General features: G+C 68.0%; 20 protein-coding genes. 7 read left to right on the top strand and 13 right to left on the bottom strand.

Features of this window, described 5'->3' with window-relative positions; genetic code table 11:
• Positions 1-28 precede the first annotated feature (28 nt).
• Positions 29-691: an exopolysaccharide biosynthesis protein gene (locus J2S75_RS06430; RefSeq protein WP_307018979.1), complete on the bottom strand. Its 663-nt coding sequence runs from the start codon at positions 689-691 to the stop codon at positions 29-31.
• A gap of 400 nt (positions 692-1,091) precedes the next feature.
• Between J2S75_RS06430 and J2S75_RS06425 the strand changes: the two genes are divergently transcribed.
• On the top strand, positions 1,092-2,378 hold the full coding sequence (locus J2S75_RS06425; RefSeq protein ID WP_307018978.1) for an Hsp70 family protein: 1,287 nt from the start codon (positions 1,092-1,094) through the stop codon (positions 2,376-2,378).
• On the opposite strand, the gene J2S75_RS06420 is transcribed toward J2S75_RS06425, so the two are convergent.
• A complete protein-coding gene (locus J2S75_RS06420; protein ID WP_307018977.1) occupies positions 2,341-3,726 on the bottom strand; it encodes an aldehyde dehydrogenase family protein in 1,386 nt (461 codons plus the stop codon). The genes J2S75_RS06425 and J2S75_RS06420 overlap by 38 nt on opposite strands.
• A 243-nt stretch (positions 3,727-3,969) precedes the next feature.
• Here J2S75_RS06420 and J2S75_RS06415 point away from each other — a divergent pair, with 243 nt between their 5' ends.
• The gene (locus tag J2S75_RS06415) at positions 3,970-5,451 is read left to right on the top strand and encodes a sensor domain-containing diguanylate cyclase (RefSeq protein ID WP_307018976.1); all 1,482 of its coding nucleotides are present in this window, start codon (positions 3,970-3,972) and stop codon (positions 5,449-5,451) included.
• Between the two features lie 22 nt (positions 5,452-5,473).
• Here the strand turns inward: J2S75_RS06415 and J2S75_RS06410 are convergent, their stop codons facing one another.
• Complete coding sequence (locus J2S75_RS06410; protein WP_244379316.1) at positions 5,474-5,899, bottom strand: VOC family protein; 426 nt, start codon at positions 5,897-5,899, stop codon at positions 5,474-5,476.
• Between the two features lie 197 nt (positions 5,900-6,096).
• Between J2S75_RS06410 and J2S75_RS06405 the strand changes: the two genes are divergently transcribed.
• Positions 6,097-6,870, top strand: coding sequence for a ferredoxin--NADP reductase (locus J2S75_RS06405; protein ID WP_307018975.1), 774 nt, complete (start codon positions 6,097-6,099; stop codon positions 6,868-6,870).
• 42 nt (positions 6,871-6,912) lie between these two features.
• Here J2S75_RS06405 and J2S75_RS06400 read toward each other — a convergent pair whose 3' ends face one another.
• The gene (locus tag J2S75_RS06400) at positions 6,913-7,224 is read right to left on the bottom strand and encodes a hypothetical protein (RefSeq protein WP_307018974.1); all 312 of its coding nucleotides are present in this window, start codon (positions 7,222-7,224) and stop codon (positions 6,913-6,915) included.
• Between the two features lie 159 nt (positions 7,225-7,383).
• Here J2S75_RS06400 and J2S75_RS06395 point away from each other — a divergent pair, with 159 nt between their 5' ends.
• Entirely contained in the window at positions 7,384-7,869 is a 486-nt protein-coding gene (locus J2S75_RS06395; RefSeq protein WP_307019161.1) for a GNAT family N-acetyltransferase, read from the top strand.
• A 66-nt stretch (positions 7,870-7,935) separates the two neighbouring features.
• Here the strand turns inward: J2S75_RS06395 and ahcY are convergent, their stop codons facing one another.
• The 6 genes from ahcY to J2S75_RS06365 form a co-directional block, all read right to left on the bottom strand.
• The gene (ahcY, locus tag J2S75_RS06390) at positions 7,936-9,342 is read right to left on the bottom strand and encodes an adenosylhomocysteinase (protein WP_307018973.1); all 1,407 of its coding nucleotides are present in this window, start codon (positions 9,340-9,342) and stop codon (positions 7,936-7,938) included.
• 223 nt (positions 9,343-9,565) lie between these two features.
• Entirely contained in the window at positions 9,566-9,853 is a 288-nt protein-coding gene (locus tag J2S75_RS06385; RefSeq protein WP_307018972.1) for an HPr family phosphocarrier protein, read from the bottom strand.
• Positions 9,850-10,251: a PTS sugar transporter subunit IIA gene (locus J2S75_RS06380; protein WP_244379328.1), complete on the bottom strand. Its 402-nt coding sequence runs from the start codon at positions 10,249-10,251 to the stop codon at positions 9,850-9,852. The genes J2S75_RS06385 and J2S75_RS06380 overlap by 4 nt, the downstream gene beginning before the upstream one ends.
• A gap of 183 nt (positions 10,252-10,434) precedes the next feature.
• The gene (locus tag J2S75_RS06375; protein WP_307018971.1) at positions 10,435-10,899 is read right to left on the bottom strand and encodes an HPr kinase/phosphorylase; all 465 of its coding nucleotides are present in this window, start codon (positions 10,897-10,899) and stop codon (positions 10,435-10,437) included.
• 8 nt (positions 10,900-10,907) lie between these two features.
• Positions 10,908-12,812 (bottom strand): sensor histidine kinase, encoded by a 1,905-nt coding sequence (locus tag J2S75_RS06370; RefSeq protein WP_307018970.1) that lies wholly within the window; start codon positions 12,810-12,812, stop codon positions 10,908-10,910.
• Between the two features lie 7 nt (positions 12,813-12,819).
• Positions 12,820-13,518: a response regulator transcription factor gene (locus tag J2S75_RS06365; protein ID WP_244379333.1), complete on the bottom strand. Its 699-nt coding sequence runs from the start codon at positions 13,516-13,518 to the stop codon at positions 12,820-12,822.
• Positions 13,519-13,705: 187 nt separating this feature from the next.
• Here J2S75_RS06365 and J2S75_RS06360 point away from each other — a divergent pair, with 187 nt between their 5' ends.
• Both J2S75_RS06360 and J2S75_RS06355 read left to right on the top strand, forming a co-directional pair.
• Positions 13,706-14,458, top strand: a complete 753-nt coding sequence (locus J2S75_RS06360) for a HugZ family pyridoxamine 5'-phosphate oxidase (RefSeq protein ID WP_307018969.1) — start codon at positions 13,706-13,708, stop codon at positions 14,456-14,458.
• A 117-nt stretch (positions 14,459-14,575) separates the two neighbouring features.
• A complete protein-coding gene (locus tag J2S75_RS06355; RefSeq protein ID WP_307018968.1) occupies positions 14,576-16,060 on the top strand; it encodes a phosphoenolpyruvate carboxykinase (ATP) in 1,485 nt (494 codons plus the stop codon).
• A 15-nt stretch (positions 16,061-16,075) separates the two neighbouring features.
• On the opposite strand, the gene J2S75_RS06350 is transcribed toward J2S75_RS06355, so the two are convergent.
• Entirely contained in the window at positions 16,076-17,527 is a 1,452-nt protein-coding gene (locus J2S75_RS06350; protein WP_307018967.1) for a sodium:proton antiporter, read from the bottom strand.
• Between the two features lie 229 nt (positions 17,528-17,756).
• On the opposite strand from J2S75_RS06350, the gene recR reads away from it, so the two are divergent.
• Positions 17,757-18,362, top strand: coding sequence for a recombination mediator RecR (recR, locus tag J2S75_RS06345; protein WP_244379339.1), 606 nt, complete (start codon positions 17,757-17,759; stop codon positions 18,360-18,362).
• 16 nt (positions 18,363-18,378) lie between these two features.
• On the opposite strand, the gene J2S75_RS06340 is transcribed toward recR, so the two are convergent.
• Together J2S75_RS06340 and J2S75_RS06335 are read right to left on the bottom strand one after the other, a co-directional pair.
• The gene (locus J2S75_RS06340) at positions 18,379-19,725 is read right to left on the bottom strand and encodes an AmpG family muropeptide MFS transporter (protein WP_307018966.1); all 1,347 of its coding nucleotides are present in this window, start codon (positions 19,723-19,725) and stop codon (positions 18,379-18,381) included.
• A gap of 145 nt (positions 19,726-19,870) precedes the next feature.
• Positions 19,871-20,671 carry a SapC family protein gene (locus J2S75_RS06335; RefSeq protein WP_307018965.1) on the bottom strand — a complete coding sequence of 267 codons (801 nt, stop codon included), beginning with the start codon at positions 20,669-20,671 and terminating at the stop codon, positions 19,871-19,873.
• Between the last annotated feature and the right edge of the window lie 91 nt (positions 20,672-20,762).

Here is a 20,762-nt window from a genome sequence, read left to right as displayed (position 1 = left end):
CCGCAGCGCCCGCAAGCGTGCCGCTACTTCAGCCGATCAGCTGGTGCAGCAGGTAAAGGCCGGCCTTGATGAAGGCCCAGACAACGCCGGAGACGACGCCGAGCGACGCCACGGCGATCGCCATGCCGGCGAGGATCCACACCCCGTCGCGTTCCAAAATGCCGAGCGCCAGCACGCTGATGGCCAGCGCCGGCAGCATGTTGCCGAGCGGGATCGGCAGCACCAGGATCAGCGCCAGCACGAAGCACATCACCCCGACGATATTCTCCGCCGGCGGGTGCGCCAGCCCACCGAAGCGCGGCCGCAGCAGCTTCTCCGCGCGGGCCAGCCAGGGCGTCGCCTTGCTGACAAACGCGGCGAAGTCCTTGCGGGCGATGGAGCGCCGGGCGATGAGCGGCGGCAGCCACGGCGACCAGCCGAGCGCCAGCTGCGCGGTGAGAAACACCAGCGGCGCCCCCAGCACCGAAGACGTGCCGGGCGGAGTCGGCAGCACATTGGGCAGGGCGAAGATCAGCATCAGCGGCCCGAAGGCGCGCTCCCGCATCACCTTCAGCAGGTCGCCCACGGCGATGCGCTCGCGCGTCTCATCTGCCGCAATGGCGCTCAGCACCTCGGAAAGGCGAAGCGTCGCATCCGGCTCGGCGCCCGGCCGGGCATCGGCGCTTTCGTCGGTGGGCGGCGGGGACAGCACGGCGGGCGACACTCCTCCCGGGAACCATGAGACCGGGGAGCGTGCCTGCCGCCGCACGAGGGCGGGTCTGGCACTCCGGATCAGGCCCGCAGCGGGACCTTGCCTTCACATAGGGACGGAATGTGACGTTAGCCAGAACATCGGGGCAGAAGCCGGAACCTGCGGACAGGCCCCCGCCTGCCTGTCAGGTCCAGCTGAAAAGGAAGGCGCCGACGGCTACCAGCGTGATTACGACCACAGCGATCGAGTGTTTCATCGTCCAATTATGCAGCGTCACGGCGTTTCCCCACTGAATTGTCGTCCAGAAGTGGCCTCTCCGGCCGGCGGCGTCAACATCATGTCAGTTGAACAGCGCAGACGAAGCCTTTAGGAAGGCGCCCCTTCCGGCGGGAGCCTTCCAATGCGTTTTTGCGGCCTCGACTTCGGCACGTCCAACACCACTCTCGCCTTCTGGCGCGACGGCGCCCCGGTGCTGGCCGCGCTGGAGGCGGACAAGACCACCGTGCCGAGCGCCGTATTCTATGACCGGCAAGGCCAACTCACCATAGGCCGCGCCGCCATGGCCCTCTATGTCGGCGGCGAGGACGGGCGGCTGATGCGCTCGCTCAAGGCGGTGCTGGGCAGCGCGCTGATCGAGGAAAAGACGCAGATCGGCAAGCGCGCCATCGGCTTCCGCGATGTGATCGCCGATTATCTCCGGGCAGTGAAGGCGCGGGCCGAAGCGGATGCCGGCACGGCGCTCACCCGCGTCGTGCTCGGCCGGCCGGTCTTCTTCGTCGATGAGGACGCGGCCGCGAATGCCAAGGCGGAAGACACACTGCGCGCCATCGCGGCGGAGATCGGCTTTGCCGATGTCTCCACCCAGTTCGAGCCCATCGCCGCCGCGCTCGACTATGAACAGCAGACACGTGCGGAGGAAATCGCGCTGATCGCCGACATCGGTGGCGGCACCTCGGATTTCTCCATCGTCCGGCTCGGCCCCGCCCGCCGGGCGCGGGCGGATCGCAGCGGCGATATTCTCGCCAATGACGGCGTGCGGATCGGCGGCACCGATTTCGACCGCACGCTCAGCCTCGGCACGCTGATGCCGCTGCTCGGCTTCCGCAGCCCGATGAAGCGCCCCGGCCGCGACGTGCCGAGCGGCTATTTTCACGAGCTGGCAACCTGGTCGAGCATCAACCGGCTCTACACCCAGAAGACCCTGCGCGAGCTCAACGAGGTGAGGCGCGAGGCGGCGGAGCCGCATCGGGTGGAGCGGCTGATCCGGGTGATCGAGGAGCAGCGCGGCCACACGCTGGCCATGGAGGCGGAAGCGGCGAAGATCGCGCTGGCCGAGGTGGCGGAGGCCCGGGTCGATCTCGGCTGGCTTGAGGCGGGCCTTTCCGTCGGATTGACGCCGGCGGAACTCGTCGCCCACACGCAGGGCCTGGCCGAGCGCATCGCCCGCCGCGTCGACCTCTGCCTCGATCAGGCCGGGCTGGGCGCAGGCGACATCGATGCGCTGTTCCTCACCGGCGGCTCGACACGGCTCGCCCATGTGCGCACCGCCATCCGCGCCGCCGTGCCGCAGGCGCGGGTGGTGGAAGGCGACACGTTCGGCTCGGTCGGCACCGGCCTCGCCATCGAGGCCGCCCGGCGCTACGGCTCGCTCAGCCGTGGCGCAGATGGAACGATTTCGGCCGCGTGAGCATCTCGAAGCCGATGCGCGAGAGCGAAGCCCCGCGCCCGGTGTCCTTCACCCCGGTCCAGGCGAGGCCGGGGTCGAGATAGTCGCAGCGGTTCATGAACACGGTGCCGGTCTCGATCGCGTCGCCCAGCCGCTCGGCCGCCTCAAGGTCGGTGGTCCAGACCGAGGCGGTGAGGCCGTAGATGCTGTCATTCATCAGCGCCAGCGCCTCCTCGTCGCCGCGCACCTTCATGATGCCGACCACCGGGCCGAAACTCTCCTCGCGCATGACCGACATGCTGTGGTCGACGCCCGTCAGCACCTGCGGGGCGAGATAGGGCGTACCCTCCTTGTCCGCCGGGAAGCCGGCGGGGTCGATATGGGCCTTCGCGCCCTTGTCCACCGCCTCGCGGATCTGGCCGCGAATGAGGTCGGCGAAGCGCTTCTGCGCCATCGGCCCCAGCGTCGTCGCCTCGTCCAGCGGATTGCCCAGCACATAGCGCGAGGTCAGGTCAACGAAGCCGTCGACGAAGCGGTCATACAGGCTCTCATGCACATAGATGCGCTCGATGCCGCAGCAGCACTGGCCGGAATTGTAGAAGGCGCCGTCGACCAGATTGCCCACCGCGAAGTCGAGATCGGCATCGGCGCGCACATAGGCGGGATCCTTGCCGCCAAGTTCCAGCCCCAGCGGCGTGAACGTGCCCGCCGCCGCCCGCTCGATGGCGCGCCCGCCTTCCACCGAGCCGGTGAAATTGACGAAGTCCACCGCGCCCGAGCCGATCAGCCGCGAGGTCTGGTCGTGAGTCAGCACGAGATTGGTGAACAGGCCCGCCGGCAGCCCGGCGCGGTCCATCGCCGCCTGGAAGCGCTCGCCGACGAGAATGGTCTGCGCGGCATGCTTGAGCAGCACCGCATTGCCGGCGATCAGCGCCGGGGCGATGGTGTTGACCGCGGTCAGATAGGGGTAGTTCCACGGCGCCACCACCAGCACGAGACCGAGCGGGTCGCGCTTGATGTAGCGGGCGAAGCCGGGCCGGGCGTCGTGCGGAATGACCGGGGCCAGCGCCTCCTCTGCCATGTCGACGACATAGCGCACCCGCTCCTCGAAGCCGCCGAACTCGCCGCCATAGCGCACCGGCCGGCCCATCTGCTGGGCGAGTTCGGGCACGATTTCCTGGCTCATCGCCAGCATGGCATCGAGGAAGCGCAGCACATGGCTGGCGCGCTCGGCGATCGGCACCTGCCGCCACACGCGCTGCGCCGCGCGCGCATCGGCCACCGCCCGCGCGATCGCCGCCTCCGAAGCCGCCGGTCGACGCGCCAGTTCCGAGCCGTCAATCGGCGAAATACAGACAATATCGCTCATGCCACACCTGCATCGGCTTCGCGGAGGGGTCCCCGCGCCGGAGGGGAAGATATAAGATACCAGTGGCGCGTACAGCCCCGACCTTGCGGGGGCTCATCACGGGTTGCAGGCGCTGCGAATCTCGCTTAATCCGGCCTAATTCATAGCGAGCGGCCCTATGCTACCGCCGCGCCGTGATTGGAATGGGTCAGGGTACCGATGACCGCCTCAACCTCTCCTCATGAACATGGTCGGTATGCCGCGATGAAGCCGAACAAGTCGAGCGTGTCGCCGCTGGGGCCCCGCATCGCCGCACGGGCGGAGCCGAGCGAGCATGAATCCATGTTCGAACTCGCACCCATTTCGCTGTGGCTGGAGGATTTCAGCGCGGTGCGCGCGCTGTTCGACCGCTGGCGTGCGGAGGGGGTGACCTCGCTGCGCGAACATCTGCGGGGCCATCCCGAACGTGTGGCGGAATGCTCGGCGCGCATCGAGGTGCTCAAGGTCAACCAGCGCACGCTCAGCCTGTTCGAGGCCAACAGCCTGTCGCATCTCGTCGCCAATCTCGACAAGGTGTTCCGTGACGACATGCTCGTCACCCATATCGAGGAGCTCTCCCAGCTCTGGGACGGGCACACCAGCTTCTCCAGCCAGGCGGTGAACTACACGCTGGGCGGCCAGCGCCTCGATATCCAGCTCAAGGGCACGGTGCTTCCCGGCTATGAGGAAAGCCTGGGGCGTATCCTGCTTTCGGCCGAGGACGTGACCGCGCGCGAGACCGCGCGCCGCCAGGCCGCCAATGCCGAGCGCTATGCCACCGGCCTGTTCCAGCACTCGCCCGTGTCGCTGTGGGTGGAGGATTTCTCCACCATCAAGCAGTTGATGGACGATCTGCGCGCCCGCGGCATCGAGGATTTCCGGGTGTTCACCGATGTGCACCCGGAATTCGTCGAGCGCTGCCTCAGCGAGATCCGCGTGATCGAGGTCAACCGGCACACGCTGGACATGTTCGGCGCGTCCAGCACCGCCGAACTTGTCGACAACACCGCCGAGATCTTCCGCGACGACACGCACCGGCATTTCCGCGAACAGCTGATCGAGCTCTGGAACGGCCGGCTGTTCCACACCCGCGAGGTGGTGAACTACACGCTTTCCGGCGAGATGCTGCACGTGCATCTCCAATTCTCGGTGCTGCCGGGGCATGAGGGCGATTGGTCGCTGGTGCAGGTGGCGCTGACCGATATCACCGCCCGCAAGAAGGCCGAGGCCTATCTCGAATATCTCGGCAAGCACGATGTGCTGACCAAGCTCTACAACCGCAGCTTCTATGTTGACGAGCTGAACCGGCTGGAACGCCGGGGGCCGTTCCCCGTCACGCTCATCTCCATTCACCTCAATGGCCTGCGACGGGTGAACGAACAGCTCGGCCAGGCGGCAGGCGACATGCTGCTGCGCCGCGCCGGCGAGGTCATCGCCAAGGCGGTGGACACGCAGCATTGCGCCGCCCGCATTGCCGGCAATGAATTCGCCGTGCTGCTGCCGGGCACCGATGCGGAGATAGGCCACACGGTGATGGAGAACATTCGCGAACTGGCCCTGCTCAACAACCAGTTCTATTCCGCCACCACGCTCAGCCTGTCGCTCGGCCTCGCCACCAGCGCGCCCGGCGAAAGGCTGGAAGCGGTGGTGCGCCGGGCCGAGGCCGCGCGCGAGGCCGATCGCCAATCTTCCGATCTCGGCCTCTGACGCCACCACGGCTAGGCGCGGCTCAGGCGCCGCCGCGCACGGTCAAGTCCTCCAGTTCGGCGAGGTGGACGAAACACAGCTTGTTGCCCTCGGGGTCTCGGCCATAGGCACCGTAATAGTCGGGGGCATAGTTCGGCCGAAGGCCCGGCGCGCCCTCGTCGATCCCGCCATGGTCGACCAGCGCCCGCCAGGCCGCATCCACCGCCGCCGGGGAGGGGGCCGCGAAGCTGACCTGGGTGCCGTTGCCCCAGCTGGCGGGAAGTCCGTTGAACGGCAACTGCACAAAGAACTGCGGCCAGCGCCGCCCCGGCATCACCCACATGGAACCGGGCGGGCCACCATCGGAGGGCTCGTCCACCCGCACCAGACCGAGCGGCAGCAGCACCGCGTCATAAAAGGCGGTCAGCCGGTCGAGATCGCGGGCGCCAAGAATGATGTGGCTGAACATGGGGTCTCCTTGATCCTACGCATGGCACCGTTCGGCCGGCGGGCGATGGTTGTCGCTCGGCCCGTTTCGCGCAAGCCGTCATCGCTGTCTCCTCGCGCGAGAGAGGGTCGACACCGGCGCGAATGCGCAGTAAACCGAGGCCAAGAATTACATCAGCTTCCAGTTTGTTTGGAAGTTTTCACTTGTATGGATTGTAAATGAGCAATCTCCACACCGAACGCGTGCTTTCGGTCCACCACTGGACCGACAATCTGTTCACCTTCACCACAACGCGCGACCCCGCGCTGCGGTTCAAGAACGGCCAGTTCGTGATGATCGGCCTTCAGGTCGAGGGCAAGCCGCTCCTGCGCGCCTATTCCATCGCCAGCGCCAATTACGAGGAAACGCTGGAGTTCTTCTCGATCAAGGTGGCAAATGGCCCACTGACCTCGCGCCTGCAGCACCTGAAGGTCGGCGACGAGGTGATCGTCGGGCGCAAGCCAACCGGCACGCTGCTGGTGGATTATCTCGTGCCTGGCCGGCGGCTCTATCTGCTGTCCACCGGCACTGGTCTCGCCCCGTTCATGAGCCTCATCAAGGACCCGGAGACCTATGAGGCGTATGAGAAGGTGATCCTTGTGCACGGCGTGCGCACAGTGGGCGAACTGGCCTATCAGGACTTCATTGAGAAGGAGCTGCCGGACAACGAGTTCTTCGGCGAGCTGGTGCGCGAGAAGCTGGTCTATTACCCCACGGTGACTCGCGAGCCCTATCGTAACCAGGGCCGCATTACCGATCTCATTACGTCCGGCAAGCTGTTCACCGATCTCGGCCTGCCCCCGCTCGACAAGGAAGACGACCGCGTCATGCTGTGCGGCAGCCCGCAGCTGCTCGACGACATGCGCGTCATCCTGAAGGAGAAGGGCTTCGAGGAAGGCTCGACCACGGAGCCGGGCGACTTCGTGATCGAGAAGGCCTTCGTCGAGAAGTAGCAGCCTGGCACCAAGGCCGGCGGCCGCACGGGCCGCCGCGCTCTAACGCACCCGGCGGTCCGCGTCCCAGCGGTCGCGGTCGGCGCGCGCCGCCTCTTCCGGCGACAGCACCCGGTATTCCGCCTCGATGATCTCGGGGCCGGACGTACCCGCCGCGCGCCGACGCCCGCCGAACAGGCGGTAGGCAAGGCCGGCGATGACAATGATGGGAAAGACCACGAGGAACACGCTGGCCGCCACAAGGGCCAGAGCCGTGCCGAGCGCCAGCGCCACGGCGACGACGAGCGCCACCTGCCACCAGCTCACTTTTCGGACGGTGAAACGCACGCGATCGAACGGGTCGGTCGAGCTCATCCTTTAGGTCTTTCCTCCTGGCGCGGTCTTCCCGCGTCTAAGCGATATGGGGAGCCGGCGCGCGGCATGCCAGCGCCGCCCGTGTAATTTCAATGACACGGAAGCGCGATCGATTTTCAATGACGTTCGCTGGCCCGGACCGGCGCCACGGGGAACATGATGCTACGCGACGCAGTGGAAGACGACCTCTCCGGCATTCTCGCCATCTATAACCATGCCGTGCTGAATTCGACCGCCATCTGGAACGACACGCCCGCCGATCTCGCCGCGCGCCGCGCCTGGCTGCGCGACCGGCAGGGGCGCGGCTATCCCGTCATCGTCGCGGCGGAAGGCGGCGAGGTGCTGGGCTATGCCAGCTTCGGCGATTTCCGTCCCTTCGAGGGCTTCCGCATCAGTGTCGAGCACTCGGTCTATGTCGCCGAGGCCGCGCGCGGGCGCGGGCTCGGGCGGGCGCTGGTGGAAGCGCTGTTCGCCCCGGCGCGCGCGCTCGGCAAGAAAGTGATGATCGGCGGCATCACCGGCGGCAACGACGCGTCCCTCGCCCTGCACGCCCGGCTCGGCTTCGTTGAGACCGGCCGCATGCCCGGCATCGGCACCAAATTCGGCCGGCGCCTCGATCTCGTCTTCGTGCAGAAGGAACTGTGACGGCCCAGCCCTGCAAAAAAGGCCGGGACAAGCCCGGCCTTCGCGTGTTCCCGATAGCCGGAGCGCTCAGTAGCGGTAATGGTCCGGCTTGAACGGGCCTTCCACCGGCACGCCGATATAGTCCGCCTGCTCGGGCCGCAGCTTGGTCAGCTTCACGCCCAGCTTTTCCAGATGCAGCGCCGCCACCTTCTCGTCGAGCACCTTCGGCAGGGTGTAGACCTTCTTGTCGTACTTCCCGACATTCGCCCAGAGTTCGATCTGCGCCAGCGTCTGGTTGGAGAACGACGACGACATCACGAAGGACGGATGGCCCATCGCATTGCCGAGATTCACCAGCCGCCCTTCCGAGAGCAGGATGATGCGGTTGCCAGCGGGGAACTCGATCTCGTCCACCTGCGGCTTGATGTTGGTCCACTTGAAGTTCTTCAGGCCGGCGACCTGAATCTCGTTGTCGAAATGGCCGATATTGCAGACGATGGCCCGGTCCTTCATCTGCCGCATGTGATCGACGGTGATGATGTCCTTGTTGCCGGTCGCGGTGACATAGATGTCGGCGCGGGAGAAGGCGTCCTCGATGGTCGCCACCTCATAACCTTCCATCGACGCCTGCAGGGCGCAGATCGGATCGACTTCCGAGACGATGACGCGCGCGCCGGCCTGACGCAGCGAGGCGGCCGAACCCTTGCCGACATCGCCGAAGCCGGCGACGAAAGCGACCTTGCCGGCCAGCATCACGTCGGTGCCGCGGCGGATGGCGTCGACCAGCGATTCACGGCAGCCATAGAGGTTGTCGAATTTCGACTTGGTCACGCTGTCATTGACGTTGATCGCCGGGAATAGCAGCTTGCCCTGCTCGGCCAGCTTGTAGAGGCGGTGAACGCCCGTGGTGGTTTCTTCCGACACGCCCTTGATCGAGGCCGCGACTTCGGCGAACCAGCCCTTCGGCTTCTCCGCCAGCAGCTTCTTGATCAGGGCGAAGAAGATCTCTTCCTCTTCCGAGCCGGGCTGGTCGAGGAAGGCGGTGTCGCCCTGCTCGGCGCGCAGGCCGTAATGCACCAGCATGGTGGCGTCGCCGCCATCGTCGAGGATGAGGTTCGGCACGCCGCCTCCATGCCAGTCGAACAGCTTGGCGGTGAAGTCCCAGTACTCGGTCAGCGTCTCGCCCTTGAAAGCGAAGACCGGCGTGCCGCCGGCGGCGATCGCGGCGGCGGCGTGGTCCTGGGTGGAGAAGATGTTGCACGAGACCCAGCGCACATCCGCGCCGAGCGCTTTCAGGGTCTCGATCAGCACCGCCGTCTGGATGGTCATGTGCAGAGAGCCGGCGATGCGCGCGCCCTTGAGCGGCTGCGCCGGGCCGTATTCGGCGCGGATGGCCATGAGGCCGGGCATTTCGGCTTCGGCGAGGTCGATTTCCTTGCGGCCGAAATCGGCGAGGCCGATGTCCCTAACGATGTAGTCGGTGGCGATGGCCATGAAAGTCTTCCTGACGGGTGTGACGGGTTCGGCACGCGGTTTAGCAGCTACAGCCTGACACAGCAATAACGACATAAAGATGTCTTTATGTCGCGTGCCGACCCAGAGGCTCGATGCGGTTTTACCGGCACGACGAAGCCCGCGCCATGCGAGACGCTTCCAGTCCGGAGCCATTTCGGATGTGCGGCGAGGCAGCGTGCGGGCGCCAGCGCCCGGCCGCCGCCTATTCGTCCTCGCCGAACCGCTCGGCGATGAGGCGGGTAAGGGCCTCCAGCACCGCCTGCGCTTCCCGGCCGGAGGCGGCGACCTCGATGGTGGTGCCAGGCGCGGCGGCCAGCATCATCAGGCCCATGATGGACGTGCCACCCACCGTCTCGCCGCAGCGCGTGACGCGCACATCGGCATCGAAGCGCTCCACGGTCTGCACGAATTTGGCGGAGGCGCGGGCGTGCAGGCCGCGCTTGTTGACGATGGGCAGTTCGCGGGTAAGGACGACCGAGGTGTCCATCATTTGCCCGCGAGCACCCGGCTGGCGATGTTGATGTATTTGCGGCCGGCATCCTGTGCCTGCACCACCGCCTCTTCCATCGGCACCTCGCCGCGCACCGTGGCAAGCTTGACCAGCATCGGCAAGTTGATGCCCGCGACCACCTCGATATCCGGGGAGGTCATGACGGAGATGGCGAGGTTGGAAGGCGTGCCGCCGAACATGTCGGTGAGGATCACCACGCCGCCGCCGGTATTGACCGTCGCCACCGCGTCGACAATGTCCTGCCGCCGCCGCTCGATGTCATCATCCGGCTCGATGGTGATCGCCTCGATCTGGGACTGCTTCCCCATCACATGTTCGAGCGCGGCGCGGAATTCGCTGGCAAGGCGTCCGTGCGTTACGAGTACGAGACCTATCATCTTGCTCCGCCGCACGCCGGTCCGGCGCGACTGCAATGCTTACTGCCGGAGGCATCGGAATAGGATCGCCCGCCGCCCCCTTTGCGGGGCGCACATCATCGTTGCGCTGCACATGAATGGCAAGTACCGCTGGGGAAAATCCGCACGGGCCCGCATACGCTTGATGTTACCGTTGACGGGAAGCTAATCGGGCCCCGGCGCGGTAAGCAGCAGCGCCAGCACCTGCTGCACCCCATCGCCACCGGCAAAGAGCGGCAGGCGCTCGATTTCCACCCCCTCGATCGCCGCCCGGCGCGCCGCCGGTTCCGGCAGACGGGCCGCATCGGCGGCGCCGAGATCGACCACGAGGTCGACCGTCACCTCGGCCGCGAAGGGCAGACGCCGCAGCCCGACCCCACGCACCTCGATCAGCCCGGCGAGCGCGTGCGGTGCGGCAGCGAACAGCGCGGCCCCGCGCCGCGTCAGAAGCACCCGGTCATCCGCCACCAGTTCCACCGGCGGCACCAGGCCGCCACGCCCGGCGAGGATGAGCGCGAAGGCGAGGCGCGACTTGCCCGCCCCCGACGGCCCCCGGATCAGCACGCCCCGATCCCCGACCCGCACGCAGGACGCATGCACCGTCGGTTGAAGGGCGTCTGCCGGTGCCATGGCGTGCCTCAATTGGCCGGCAGGCGGACGATGAAGCGGGCGCCGCCGAACAGCTTCGGCGCCGCCGGCACCGTCTCCTCCGGCGCGGGCGCCTCCTCCGTAACCGCCGCCTTGGCCTTGGCACGCGAGGCGCGCGGCTTCTTCGGCGCCGGCTCGGGCGGGCGCGCCTCCGCCGGACGGTTCTCCGCCCAGATGCGGCCGCCATGCGCCTCGACGATCTGGCGCGAGATCGACAGGCCCAGGCCGGAATTCTGGCCGAAGCCCTGCTCCTCCGGCCGGTCGGTGTAGAAGCGCTCGAAAATCCGGCTCAACGCATGCGGCGGAATGCCCGGCCCGTCATCGTCGACGAGGATGTCCACTGTGTCGCGATTGCGCCGGCAGGTGACGCGCACCTCCCCGCCCTTGGCGGAGAAGGAGCGGGCATTGTCGATCAGATTGTTGATCACCTGGCCCAGCCGCGAATCATGGCCGGAAATGACATAGGCGGCCCCGGTGCCCGGCGGCGGCTCGAAGGCGAGGCTCACCCTCACCCCGTCGCCGCGCACCACGTCATTGTGCACGCCGGTGACGGTGTTGAGCAGGCGCACCAGATCCACCGGCTCGGATTCCTGCCGCTGCAATTCGGCATCGAGCCGCGAGGCGTCGGAGATGTCGGTGATCAGCCTGTCGAGCCGCTTCACATCGTGCTGGATGACTTCCAGCAGCCGGCCGCGCGACGTGTCGGACTTCGCCAGCGGCAGCGTCTCCACCGCCGAGCGCAGCGAGGTCAGCGGGTTCTTCAGTTCATGCGAGACATCGGCGGCGAAACTCTCGATGGCCTCGATGCGCGAATAGAGCGCGTCGGTCATGTCGCGCAGCGCGCCGGAGAGATGGCCGATCTCGTCCGAGCGGCTGGTGAAATCGGGAATCTCCACCCGCGAGCGGGTCCGCCGTCGCACCCGCTCGGCGGCGTCGGCGAGCTTGCGCACCGGGCCGGCAATGGTGCTGGCGAGCAGCAGCGACAGCACCACCATGACCGCCATGGCGACGAGGAACACCCGCACGATGACGAGCCGCTCGGCCGCCACCGCCTCATCGATCTCGCCGCCCTGGGTGGAGAGCAGCAGGGCGCCGAGAATGGCGCGGAAGCGCTGCACCGGCACGGCGACCGAGACGATCACCTGCCCGCGCTCATTCACCTGCACCGCGCTCGCTTTCTTGCCCTGCAGCGCTTCAATCACCGCCGGGTAGCCCTTGCCGTTGTTCGGCCCCAGCTCGCGATAGAGCGGCAGGTCGCCGCGCTCGAACCAGAACTTCATGCTGTTCCAGCCACGCTCCATCCAGTTGGGCTTGGGCGTGGTGGGGGCGGGCATGTCGAACCGCAGGATTTCGCCGCGCGCATAGAGCGAGCGGGAATCCACCAGCAGGGCGCCGTCGCGGTCATAGATGCGCGCGCGGGTGCCGGTGGGCTCGACCAGACGCTTCAGCACCGGGGCGATGCGCTCGGGATTGATCGGGAATTCGAGCGGGGCGAAGCCCTCTTCGCCCGGGCCGTAGCTCTCGCCCGCCTTCAGCTCCAGCAGCCGGTCGGGGTCGATGGTGATGGCGTTGGTTTCCACCTGCGCCGAGGCGGCGATGGCGCTGGCGATGATCTCGCCCTGCACCAGCAGGCTCTGCACCCGCGCGTCGATCAGCCCGGCGCGGAACTCGGAGAGGTAGAGAATGCCCGACACCAGCACGCACATGCCGGCGAGGTTGAGCAGCACGATCCGGCGGGTGAGGCTGGAAAAGCTCTTGAAGGCGACGAAATTGCGCGCCCGGCGCAAGGCGCCGAGAAGCCCCGCCCGCTCGGCAGAGCGGGGCGCTTCCCCCGTGTCCCCGTCCTCGGCCGCCGCCGGGGCGGCGCCGTTCCGGGTCAGTTCCGGATCGAGCAAGGGCTCGCTACTCCTTGAAGCGATAGCCGACGCCGTACAGCGTCTCGATCATCTCGAAATTGTCGTCCGCCACCTTGAACTTCTTGCGCAGCCGCTTGATGTGGCTGTCGATGGTGCGGTCGTCGACATAGACCTGGTCGTCATAGGCCGCATCCATCAGCGCATTGCGGCTCTTCACCACGCCGGGGCGGGTGGCGAGCGCCTGCAGGATGAGGAACTCGGTGACGGTGAGGGTGACATTCTCGCCCTTCCAGGTGCAGGTGTGGCGCTCGGGATCCATGCGCAGCAGCCCGCGCTCCAGCACCTTGGCGCTGTCGGTCTCGCGCGGCAGCGTTCCGTCCTTGGGCGCGAAGCGGCGCAGCACCGCCTTCACCCGCTCCACCAGCAGGCGCTGGGAGAACGGCTTCTTGATGAAGTCGTCCGCGCCCATCTTCAGGCCGAACAATTCGTCGATCTCGTCATCCTTGGAGGTGAGGAAGATCACCGGCATGTCGCTCTTCTGGCGCAGGCGGCGCAGCAGCTCCATGCCGTCCATGCGCGGCATCTTGATATCGAAGATGGCGAGGTCGGGCGGGTTGGTCTTGAAGCCGTCAAGGGCGGTGGCGCCGTCGGTGTACGTCTGGATACGATAGCCCTCCGACTCCAGGGCGATGGATACGGAGGTGAGAATGTTGCGATCGTCGTCGACGAGAGCGATGGTCGGCATCTGCGCACTTTCCTGTTCGGCGGCGGTACACGAAGCGGTGAACCCCGCCGGCGTGGCCACAATGTGACACGCAAACTGATTCAACGGAAATTAGCGCGTTTCGCGTCCGCCCGCCAATCCACACCGCCGGGTTGACGGCGGGCGCCGCCGCGCACACCTCTTGAGACCCGACAGGCGGAGCTTTCCCATGCCAGCGACCCCGACCACGCCCGACGCCTTCGACGCGGCCCGCGCCGTCAAGCGGCTCATCCGCGAGAGCCAGACGGGGGCACTCGCCACGCTCGATGCCGATGGCGCGCCCTATGCCTCGCTGGTGCAGCTCGCCACCCTGCCGGATGGCGCGCCGCTGCTGCTGCTCTCCCAGCTCGCGCGGCATACGGTCAATCTGCAGCGCGATTCCCGCGTCTCGCTGCTGGTCGACGAACACCGCACCGGCGACGAACTGCAGGGCGCGCGCGCCGGGCTGAAGGGGCGCATCGCCGCGCTGACGGAGCCGGAAGCCATCGCCACCGCGCGCCGCCGCTTCCTGGCGCGGCACCCGGACGCGGCCGGTTTCGCCGACTTCAGCGATTTCGCCTTCTACCGGCTGGAGGTGGAGAGCGCCCATCTCGTCGCCGGCTTCGGCCGCATCAAGGATGTGGACGGGGCCGCGCTCGCCACCCGCATCGACGACGCCTCCGGGGTGCTGGCGGCCGAGGAAGGCGCGGTCGCGCATATGAATGCCGACCATGCCGACGCCATCCAGCTCTATGCGCTCCACCTCATCGGCACCGGCCCCGGCCATTGGAAGCTGGTCGGGCTCGATCCCGAGGGCTGCGACCTGATGGACGGTACGCAGGTCCGCCGGCTCGATTTCGGCCGGCGCGTCACCAATGCGCAGGAAATGCGCGCGGCATTGGTCGAGCGTGCCAATGCCGCGCGCGCCTCGGCGGTGCAGTGACACCTTGAAAGGCGCATAATCCCCGGTTTGGCCACATAATCGACCCGGAATTTCGCGCAAAACGCCCCTTTGGCCTCCCATGGTCCCGCCTCCTGTCATGCGTAGGAGGAGCCGACCGTGAAGCAAACCGGCACGCAGAGCGACCATTCCGGCCTTGAGGGACTCGATCCCGCCGGCACCGGACGGGTGTTCTGGAATCTGGGCAGCGCCTATCTGTGCGAACGGGCCGTGGCGCGCGGCGAGGTACGGCTGTCTCATACCGGCGCGCTGGTCGTCACCACCGGCCCGGCCGGGCACCCCCTCGCTCTCGCGCGCGTCGACGACGCGGCAGAGGGCGGGGAGCCTGCCGGCGCGACGGATGCTTGGGCGCTGACCCGCGCGCAGTTCGAGGCGCTGAAGGCCGACCTGCTCGCCTATGTCGCCCGCCGTACCCTGTTCGGTCAGGATGTCAGCGTGGAGGCCGGTCCGGCCGGCGGCATTGCCCTGCGGATTCTGTCGGATCAGGCCTGGCACGCGCTGGCCGTGCGCCATCTCCTGCGCCCGCGCGCGACGGCGGCGGACGCGGGCGCGCCGGGCCTCACCGTGCTGTGCGCGCCGGGCTTCCGCCCCACGCCCGAAACGCATGGCGTCCCGGCCGAGGGCGTGCTCGCGCTGGATCTCGCCAACGGCCTCGCACTCATCGCCGGCACCGGCCGCAGCGCGGCGCTGCGGGCGGCGCTCGCCCATCTTCTCGCCGAACCGCTGCTGGCGGCGGGGGTACTGCCGCTCGAAGGCGCCGTCCGCACCGGGGCGGACGGCGCGATCTCCCTGCTGCTCGGCGCCTCCGGTGCCGGCAAGAGCGCGCTGGCACAGGGCACGGCGGAAGAGGACGGCGCGCTGCCGCGCCTCGACGGCGCGCTCGGCTGGGGCGACGAGGGGCTCATCGCTTTGGAAGCCGGCACCTTTGCGCACCCGGCGGACCTTGCCGCCACGCCGGAGGCGGCGCGCTTCGGCACCGTGCTGGAGAATATGGCGCTCGACCCGGCGACGCGGGTGCCGGACCTTGACGCGACGGGCGCCGACGCCCGGATCATCCTCCCCGCCGCCGCCGCGCCTGCGCAAACTCTGGGCGCGCCGGCGCATCTGTTCATGCTGGTGCGGGATGAAGAGGGCGTGCTGCCCGCCCTCGCCCGGCTGAACCCGGAGCAGGCTCCCGGCGCTTTCCTTTCGGCCACCGGCCTCGCCGCGCCGCACCTCGCACGGCTGCACGCGCTGCTGGAGCGCCATGCGCCAATCTGCTGGCTGGTGAATACGGGCCGGACAGGCGGCGACGCCGAGCGCCGCGTGCCGCTGGAGATCAGCCGGCGGCTCGTCGCCGCGGCGCAGACGGGCGAACTGGCGTCGGGCGAGTGGCGCACCGACCCGCCTCTCGGTCTTGAGGTGCCCGCCGCTGTGGAGGGCATCGACCCGGCCCTGCTCGATCCTGCTAGAGGATGGGCGAACCGTGGCGATTATCTCGCCGCCGCCCGCCGCTGGACGCAGCGCCTCGCCGCTGCGCCTGCCGAAAAGGAAACCGATTCCGGCACTGACGCGACGCCGGGAATGGCGGTGGCGGCGGAGTAGCGCCGCCGCCCGGCGTCAGAGGAAATACAGCCAGGTGAGCAGCGCGAAGCAGGGCAGCAGGAACACGCCCGACCACGCCATGTAGCCGAAGAAGCTCGGCATGGCGACGCCGCGCCCCTTGGCGATGGCCAGCACCATGAAATTGGGGGCGTTGCCGATATAGGTCAGCGCCCCCATGAACACGGCGCCAGCCGAGATCGCCTCAAGCGTCACCGGCAGGCGCGTCATCAATTCCTGCGCGTCGCCACCGGCGAGGTTGAAGAAGACGAGATAGGTCGGCGCATTGTCGAGGAAGCCGGAGAGCAGGCCGGTCATCCAGAAATAGCCGGCATTCACCGGCCCGCCCGCCGCATCCGTCACCAGCGCCACCAGCGGGGAAAGCGCCCCCGCCGAGCCCGCCCGCAAAATGGCAATGACCGGAATGATGGTGAGGAAGATCGCGGCGAACAGTTTCGCCACTTCGCGGATCGGCTCCCAGTCGAAACCGTTGCGCTCGCGGATGAAGGCCGGCGTGATGGCGATGGAAATCCCCGCCAGCACCAGCAGGCTCAGATCGCGGGCGATGGAAGGCAGCGGCACATGGGTGCCGAGAATGTTGAACTCGATGCCCGGCTTCCACAGCGCGCTCATCAGAATGGCGGCGATGACGCCGGCCAGCAGAGGCAGGTTGCGCAGGCCCCGCAGGCCGAGCCGCTCCGTGTCCGGCGTCGGGTCAGGCTTTCGCGGAAGCTTCTCCTCGCGGGAATAAAAATAGCGGTCGAGCAGATAGAACGTGCCGAGCAGCAGCGCCGCCACCAGCGCCGTGTCGTGGAACAGATGCTGGGTGGTCCAGAAGAAATCGACGCCCTTGAGGAAGCCGAGGAACAGCGGCGGATCGCCGAGCGGGGTGAGCGAGCCGCCAATATTCGACACCAGGAAGATGAAGAACACCACGGTATGAACGTTGTGGCGGCGGTCGTCATTGGCACGCAGCAGCGGGCGGATCAGCACCATGGAGGCGCCGGTGGTACCGATCAGGCTCGCCAGCACCGTGCCGATGGCGAGCAGCGCGGTGTTTACCCCCGGGCTGCCGTGCAGATTGCCGGTGAGCAGGATGCCGCCGGAAATGGTGAAAAGCGCGAACAGCAGGATGATGAAGGGGATGTATTCGAGCAGCGCCGCATGCGCCACCTCATAGGTCGCGAGCCCGGCGCCATGGGTGGTGACGAAGGGCACCAGGAAGGCCAGCGCCCAGAACAGCGCCACCTTGCCGTAATGATGGTGCCAGAACGCGCCCGCGATCAGCGGGATGATGGCGATGGAAAGCAGCATGCCGACGAAGGGAAGGCCCCAGAGCAGCGGCAGACTCGCCCCGTCAATGCCCATGCCCTCGGCCGCGTGGGCCGGGCCACCCATCGCCAGCAAGGCGGGAGCGCAGGACGCGGCAAGGCATGCAAGGGCGCGGGCGGCGGCTTTCGTCGTCGTCATCTTCTTCCCCGGTCGGCTGGCGTCACAGGGTTCGGGGTTAGCAACCCCCTCGCCGGGTGTCGAGCAAAACCGCAATCCCGACAGTGGATCGGGCGGAGCCCTTTGCGGCCGGCGCCCGCCTGCGCTAGAGCACGTACCGATCTGACTGCACCGCAATCAGATCGGTAAAACGTTCTCTATGCATAGCTTAGAGACTGGCCGGCGGCCCCCGACCGGCGATGAGGATGCCATGCCCCGCGCCGTCGCCGGCCCCGAGATCGAACGCCTGATCCAGCTGCTCGCCCGCGTGCCGGGCCTCGGGCCGCGTTCCGCCCGCCGCGCCGCGCTGCACCTGATCAAGAAGCGCGAACAGCTGATGAGCCCGCTCGCCAGCGCCTTTGGCGAGGTGCTGGGCAAGATCTGCACCTGCCGCGTCTGCGGTAATATCGATGTGCGCGATCCCTGCTCGATCTGCTGCGACGACACGCGCGACCCGACGCTGCTGGTGGTGGTCGCCGATGTCGCCGACCTGTGGGCGCTCGAACGCGCGGCAGCGCTGAACGCCCGCTATCATGTGCTCGGCGGCACGCTCTCCCCGCTCGACGGCATCGGCCCGGAAGAACTCAACCTCGCCGCGCTGGTGGCGCGGGTGCAGGGGGGCGCGGTGAGCGAGGTGCTGCTCGCGCTCGGCGCCACGGTCGACGGCCAGACCACCGCCCATTACATCACCGAGTTGCTGCGCGAGACGCCGGTGAAGGTCACCCGCCTCGCCCATGGCGTGCCGGTGGGCGGCGAGCTGGATTATCTCGACGAGGGCACGCTCTCGGCGGCGATCCGGGCGCGCACGAGTTCCTGAAGCCGGCGTCCCGCCCTCAGCCCCTCGCCGCCGCCAGTTCGCGGAAATGGCCGCGCGCCTGCAGATAGGCGAGCAGCACCAGCCCCGGCAGGGCGGCGAGCGCGGTGATGGCGAAGAACACCATCCACCCCGTCGCCTCGGCCACGAAGCCGGCGGAGGAAGCGAGGAAGGTGCGCCCCACCGCCGCCAGCGCGGTCAGCAGCGCATATTGGGTGGCGGTATGGGCACGGTTGCCGCACAGCGCCGAGATATAGGCAACGAAGATCACCGTGCCGATGGCGCCGGTGAAGTTCTCGACCACGATGGTCGCGGTCAGCGCCGGCACATTCACCCCGACCCAGGCCTGCCAGGAAAAGGCGAGGTTGGAGAGCATCTGCAGCAAGCCCGCCACCCACAAGGCGGTGGCGAGCGGCAAAGCGCGGGCGATCACCCCGCCGGCGAAGCCGCCGAGCAGCGCCGCCGCGAAGCCCACGCCCTTCACCACCCCGGCATAGGTGGCCTTGTCGAAGCCGATATTGATGACGAACGCCCCGGTCAGCGCCCCGGCAAAGGCATCGCAGAATTTGAACAGGACGACGAACAGCAGGATGGCGATCGCACTGTTGCGGGTGAGGAACTCGGCGAAGGCGCCCACGGCCGTGGTGCCGATGCGGCGGAACACGCTTTCCTCGTGCCGGATCGCCGGCGCCCCGGCCGGCTCCTTCGCCAGCAGCGCGGCGAGCAGTCCGACGCCGACCATGGCAGCGGCGGCGAGATAGCCCCACGCCCACACATCGGCGCGCGGCACGCCCAGCACCTCGAACCACGCCACCAGCAGCACGACGCCCGCGCCCGAGGCCAGCATGCCGACGCGGTAGGCGGCGACATAGCCGGCCATGCCGGCGGCCTGTTCGCGCACCTCCAGGCTCTCGACGCGGAAGGCATCGACGACGATGTCCTGCGTCGCCGAGGCGGTGGCGACCAGAAGCGCGCCCAGCGCGACATGCCAGGGCGCGTTTACCGGGTCCTGAAAACCGAGCCAGGCGACGGCGAGGATCAGCAGCAGCTGGGTGAACACCAGCCAGCCGCGCCGTCGCCCCAACCAGCGCCCCAGCAGCGGCACGTCCAGCGCATCAACCAGCGGCGCCCAGATGAACTTGAAATTATAGGGCACCCCGACCAGCGCGAAGAGGCCGATCGTGGTGAGGTTCACCTGCGCCTCGGCCATCCAGATGGTCAGCGTGGCGCCGGAAAGCGCCAGCGGCAGGCCGGAGGAAAAGCCCAGCAGCACCACGATGAGCACGCGCCGACGCAGATAGACGGCGAGGCTGGCAAGAAAGCCGTCCTCGTCGCGGTCGGGCTCGGTGCGGGCGGTGTCGGTCATGGTCAGCGGTCTCGATGGCGGGCGCGCCGGCGCGCGATTCGGGCTGCGTCCCGCCTATCTCTAAAGCGCTTTGGCAGCGGATTGAATCGCCAAGGCGGTGGCGGGCGCCCTTTCCTTCCGGGCGCCTGCCGCTGGGCACCGCGCCTCAGTGCGCGGCCTCGGCGCGGACGCGAGCGGACATGTCCACCAGTTCGCGCCAGCGCTGCTGCGAGGCGAGGTGGAGCACGATAAGATCGAGCCAGCCTTTGGCATGAAACTCGACCACGGCGGCGGCGGGCAGCGCCCGGAACGCCGCCTCGTCGACCAGCTGGAAGCCCTGCACCACGGCCCGGCCGGCATCGGCAAAACTGACCTGCGCGCTGCGGGGCACCAACAGGTTCTTGTCCTTCAGTGCCTGGACGAAGGCCCGGGTGCGGGTGTGCTCGGTGGCGTAGGCCTCGCACAGCGCCATTGCCGACTGGCTGGTGCGGGTGGCGGCGCCCCTGAGGTCGAACAGCATGTCGGCCTCCTTCTCGCCCTCGTCCGCCAGACGGTCGCTGGCGAGGTCGACGCCGAGCATGGTCGACCCGCTATCCTCGGCGGTGATGCCGATGAAGGGGTAGCGCCGGACATAGCCAGGAATGTAGCTGCCGGCGCGCCAGCGCCCGTCCGCCTCGACGAACAGGTTCTGTTCGGCGGTAATGCCCGTCACCGCCAGCGGCATCGCGCCCTCGTCGCTGGCGAAGACCAGGGGATAGTCGCGCCCGGCCGCCGCGAATTCGGCAGCCACCAGCGGAAGCGACGTCGCGCGGGCGGCGAAGCGGAAATCCGCCGCGCGCCGGAGGCTGAGCCGTCCATGGCTCTCGAAGCGCAGCAGCGTCGGCTTGCGGTAGAACAGCGGCAGCGGCGCGGCAGCGGCGCCCTTTGGCTTGCGGGCCTTGGGTGCTTTTGCGGGCGGTTTCGTCATGGCAGGGCCTTTCGCGAAGCGGAGCGAGGGACGGCCCTGTCAGACGGGTGCGTCCGGCGGCGCCGGACACCCCGCAGCCTTCAGCGAGAGG

This window comes from Ancylobacter polymorphus (genome assembly GCF_030813495.1).
In the GTDB taxonomy this organism is placed as follows: domain Bacteria; phylum Pseudomonadota; class Alphaproteobacteria; order Rhizobiales; family Xanthobacteraceae; genus Ancylobacter; species Ancylobacter polymorphus.
This window is presented reverse-complemented; position numbering and strand designations above follow the sequence as displayed.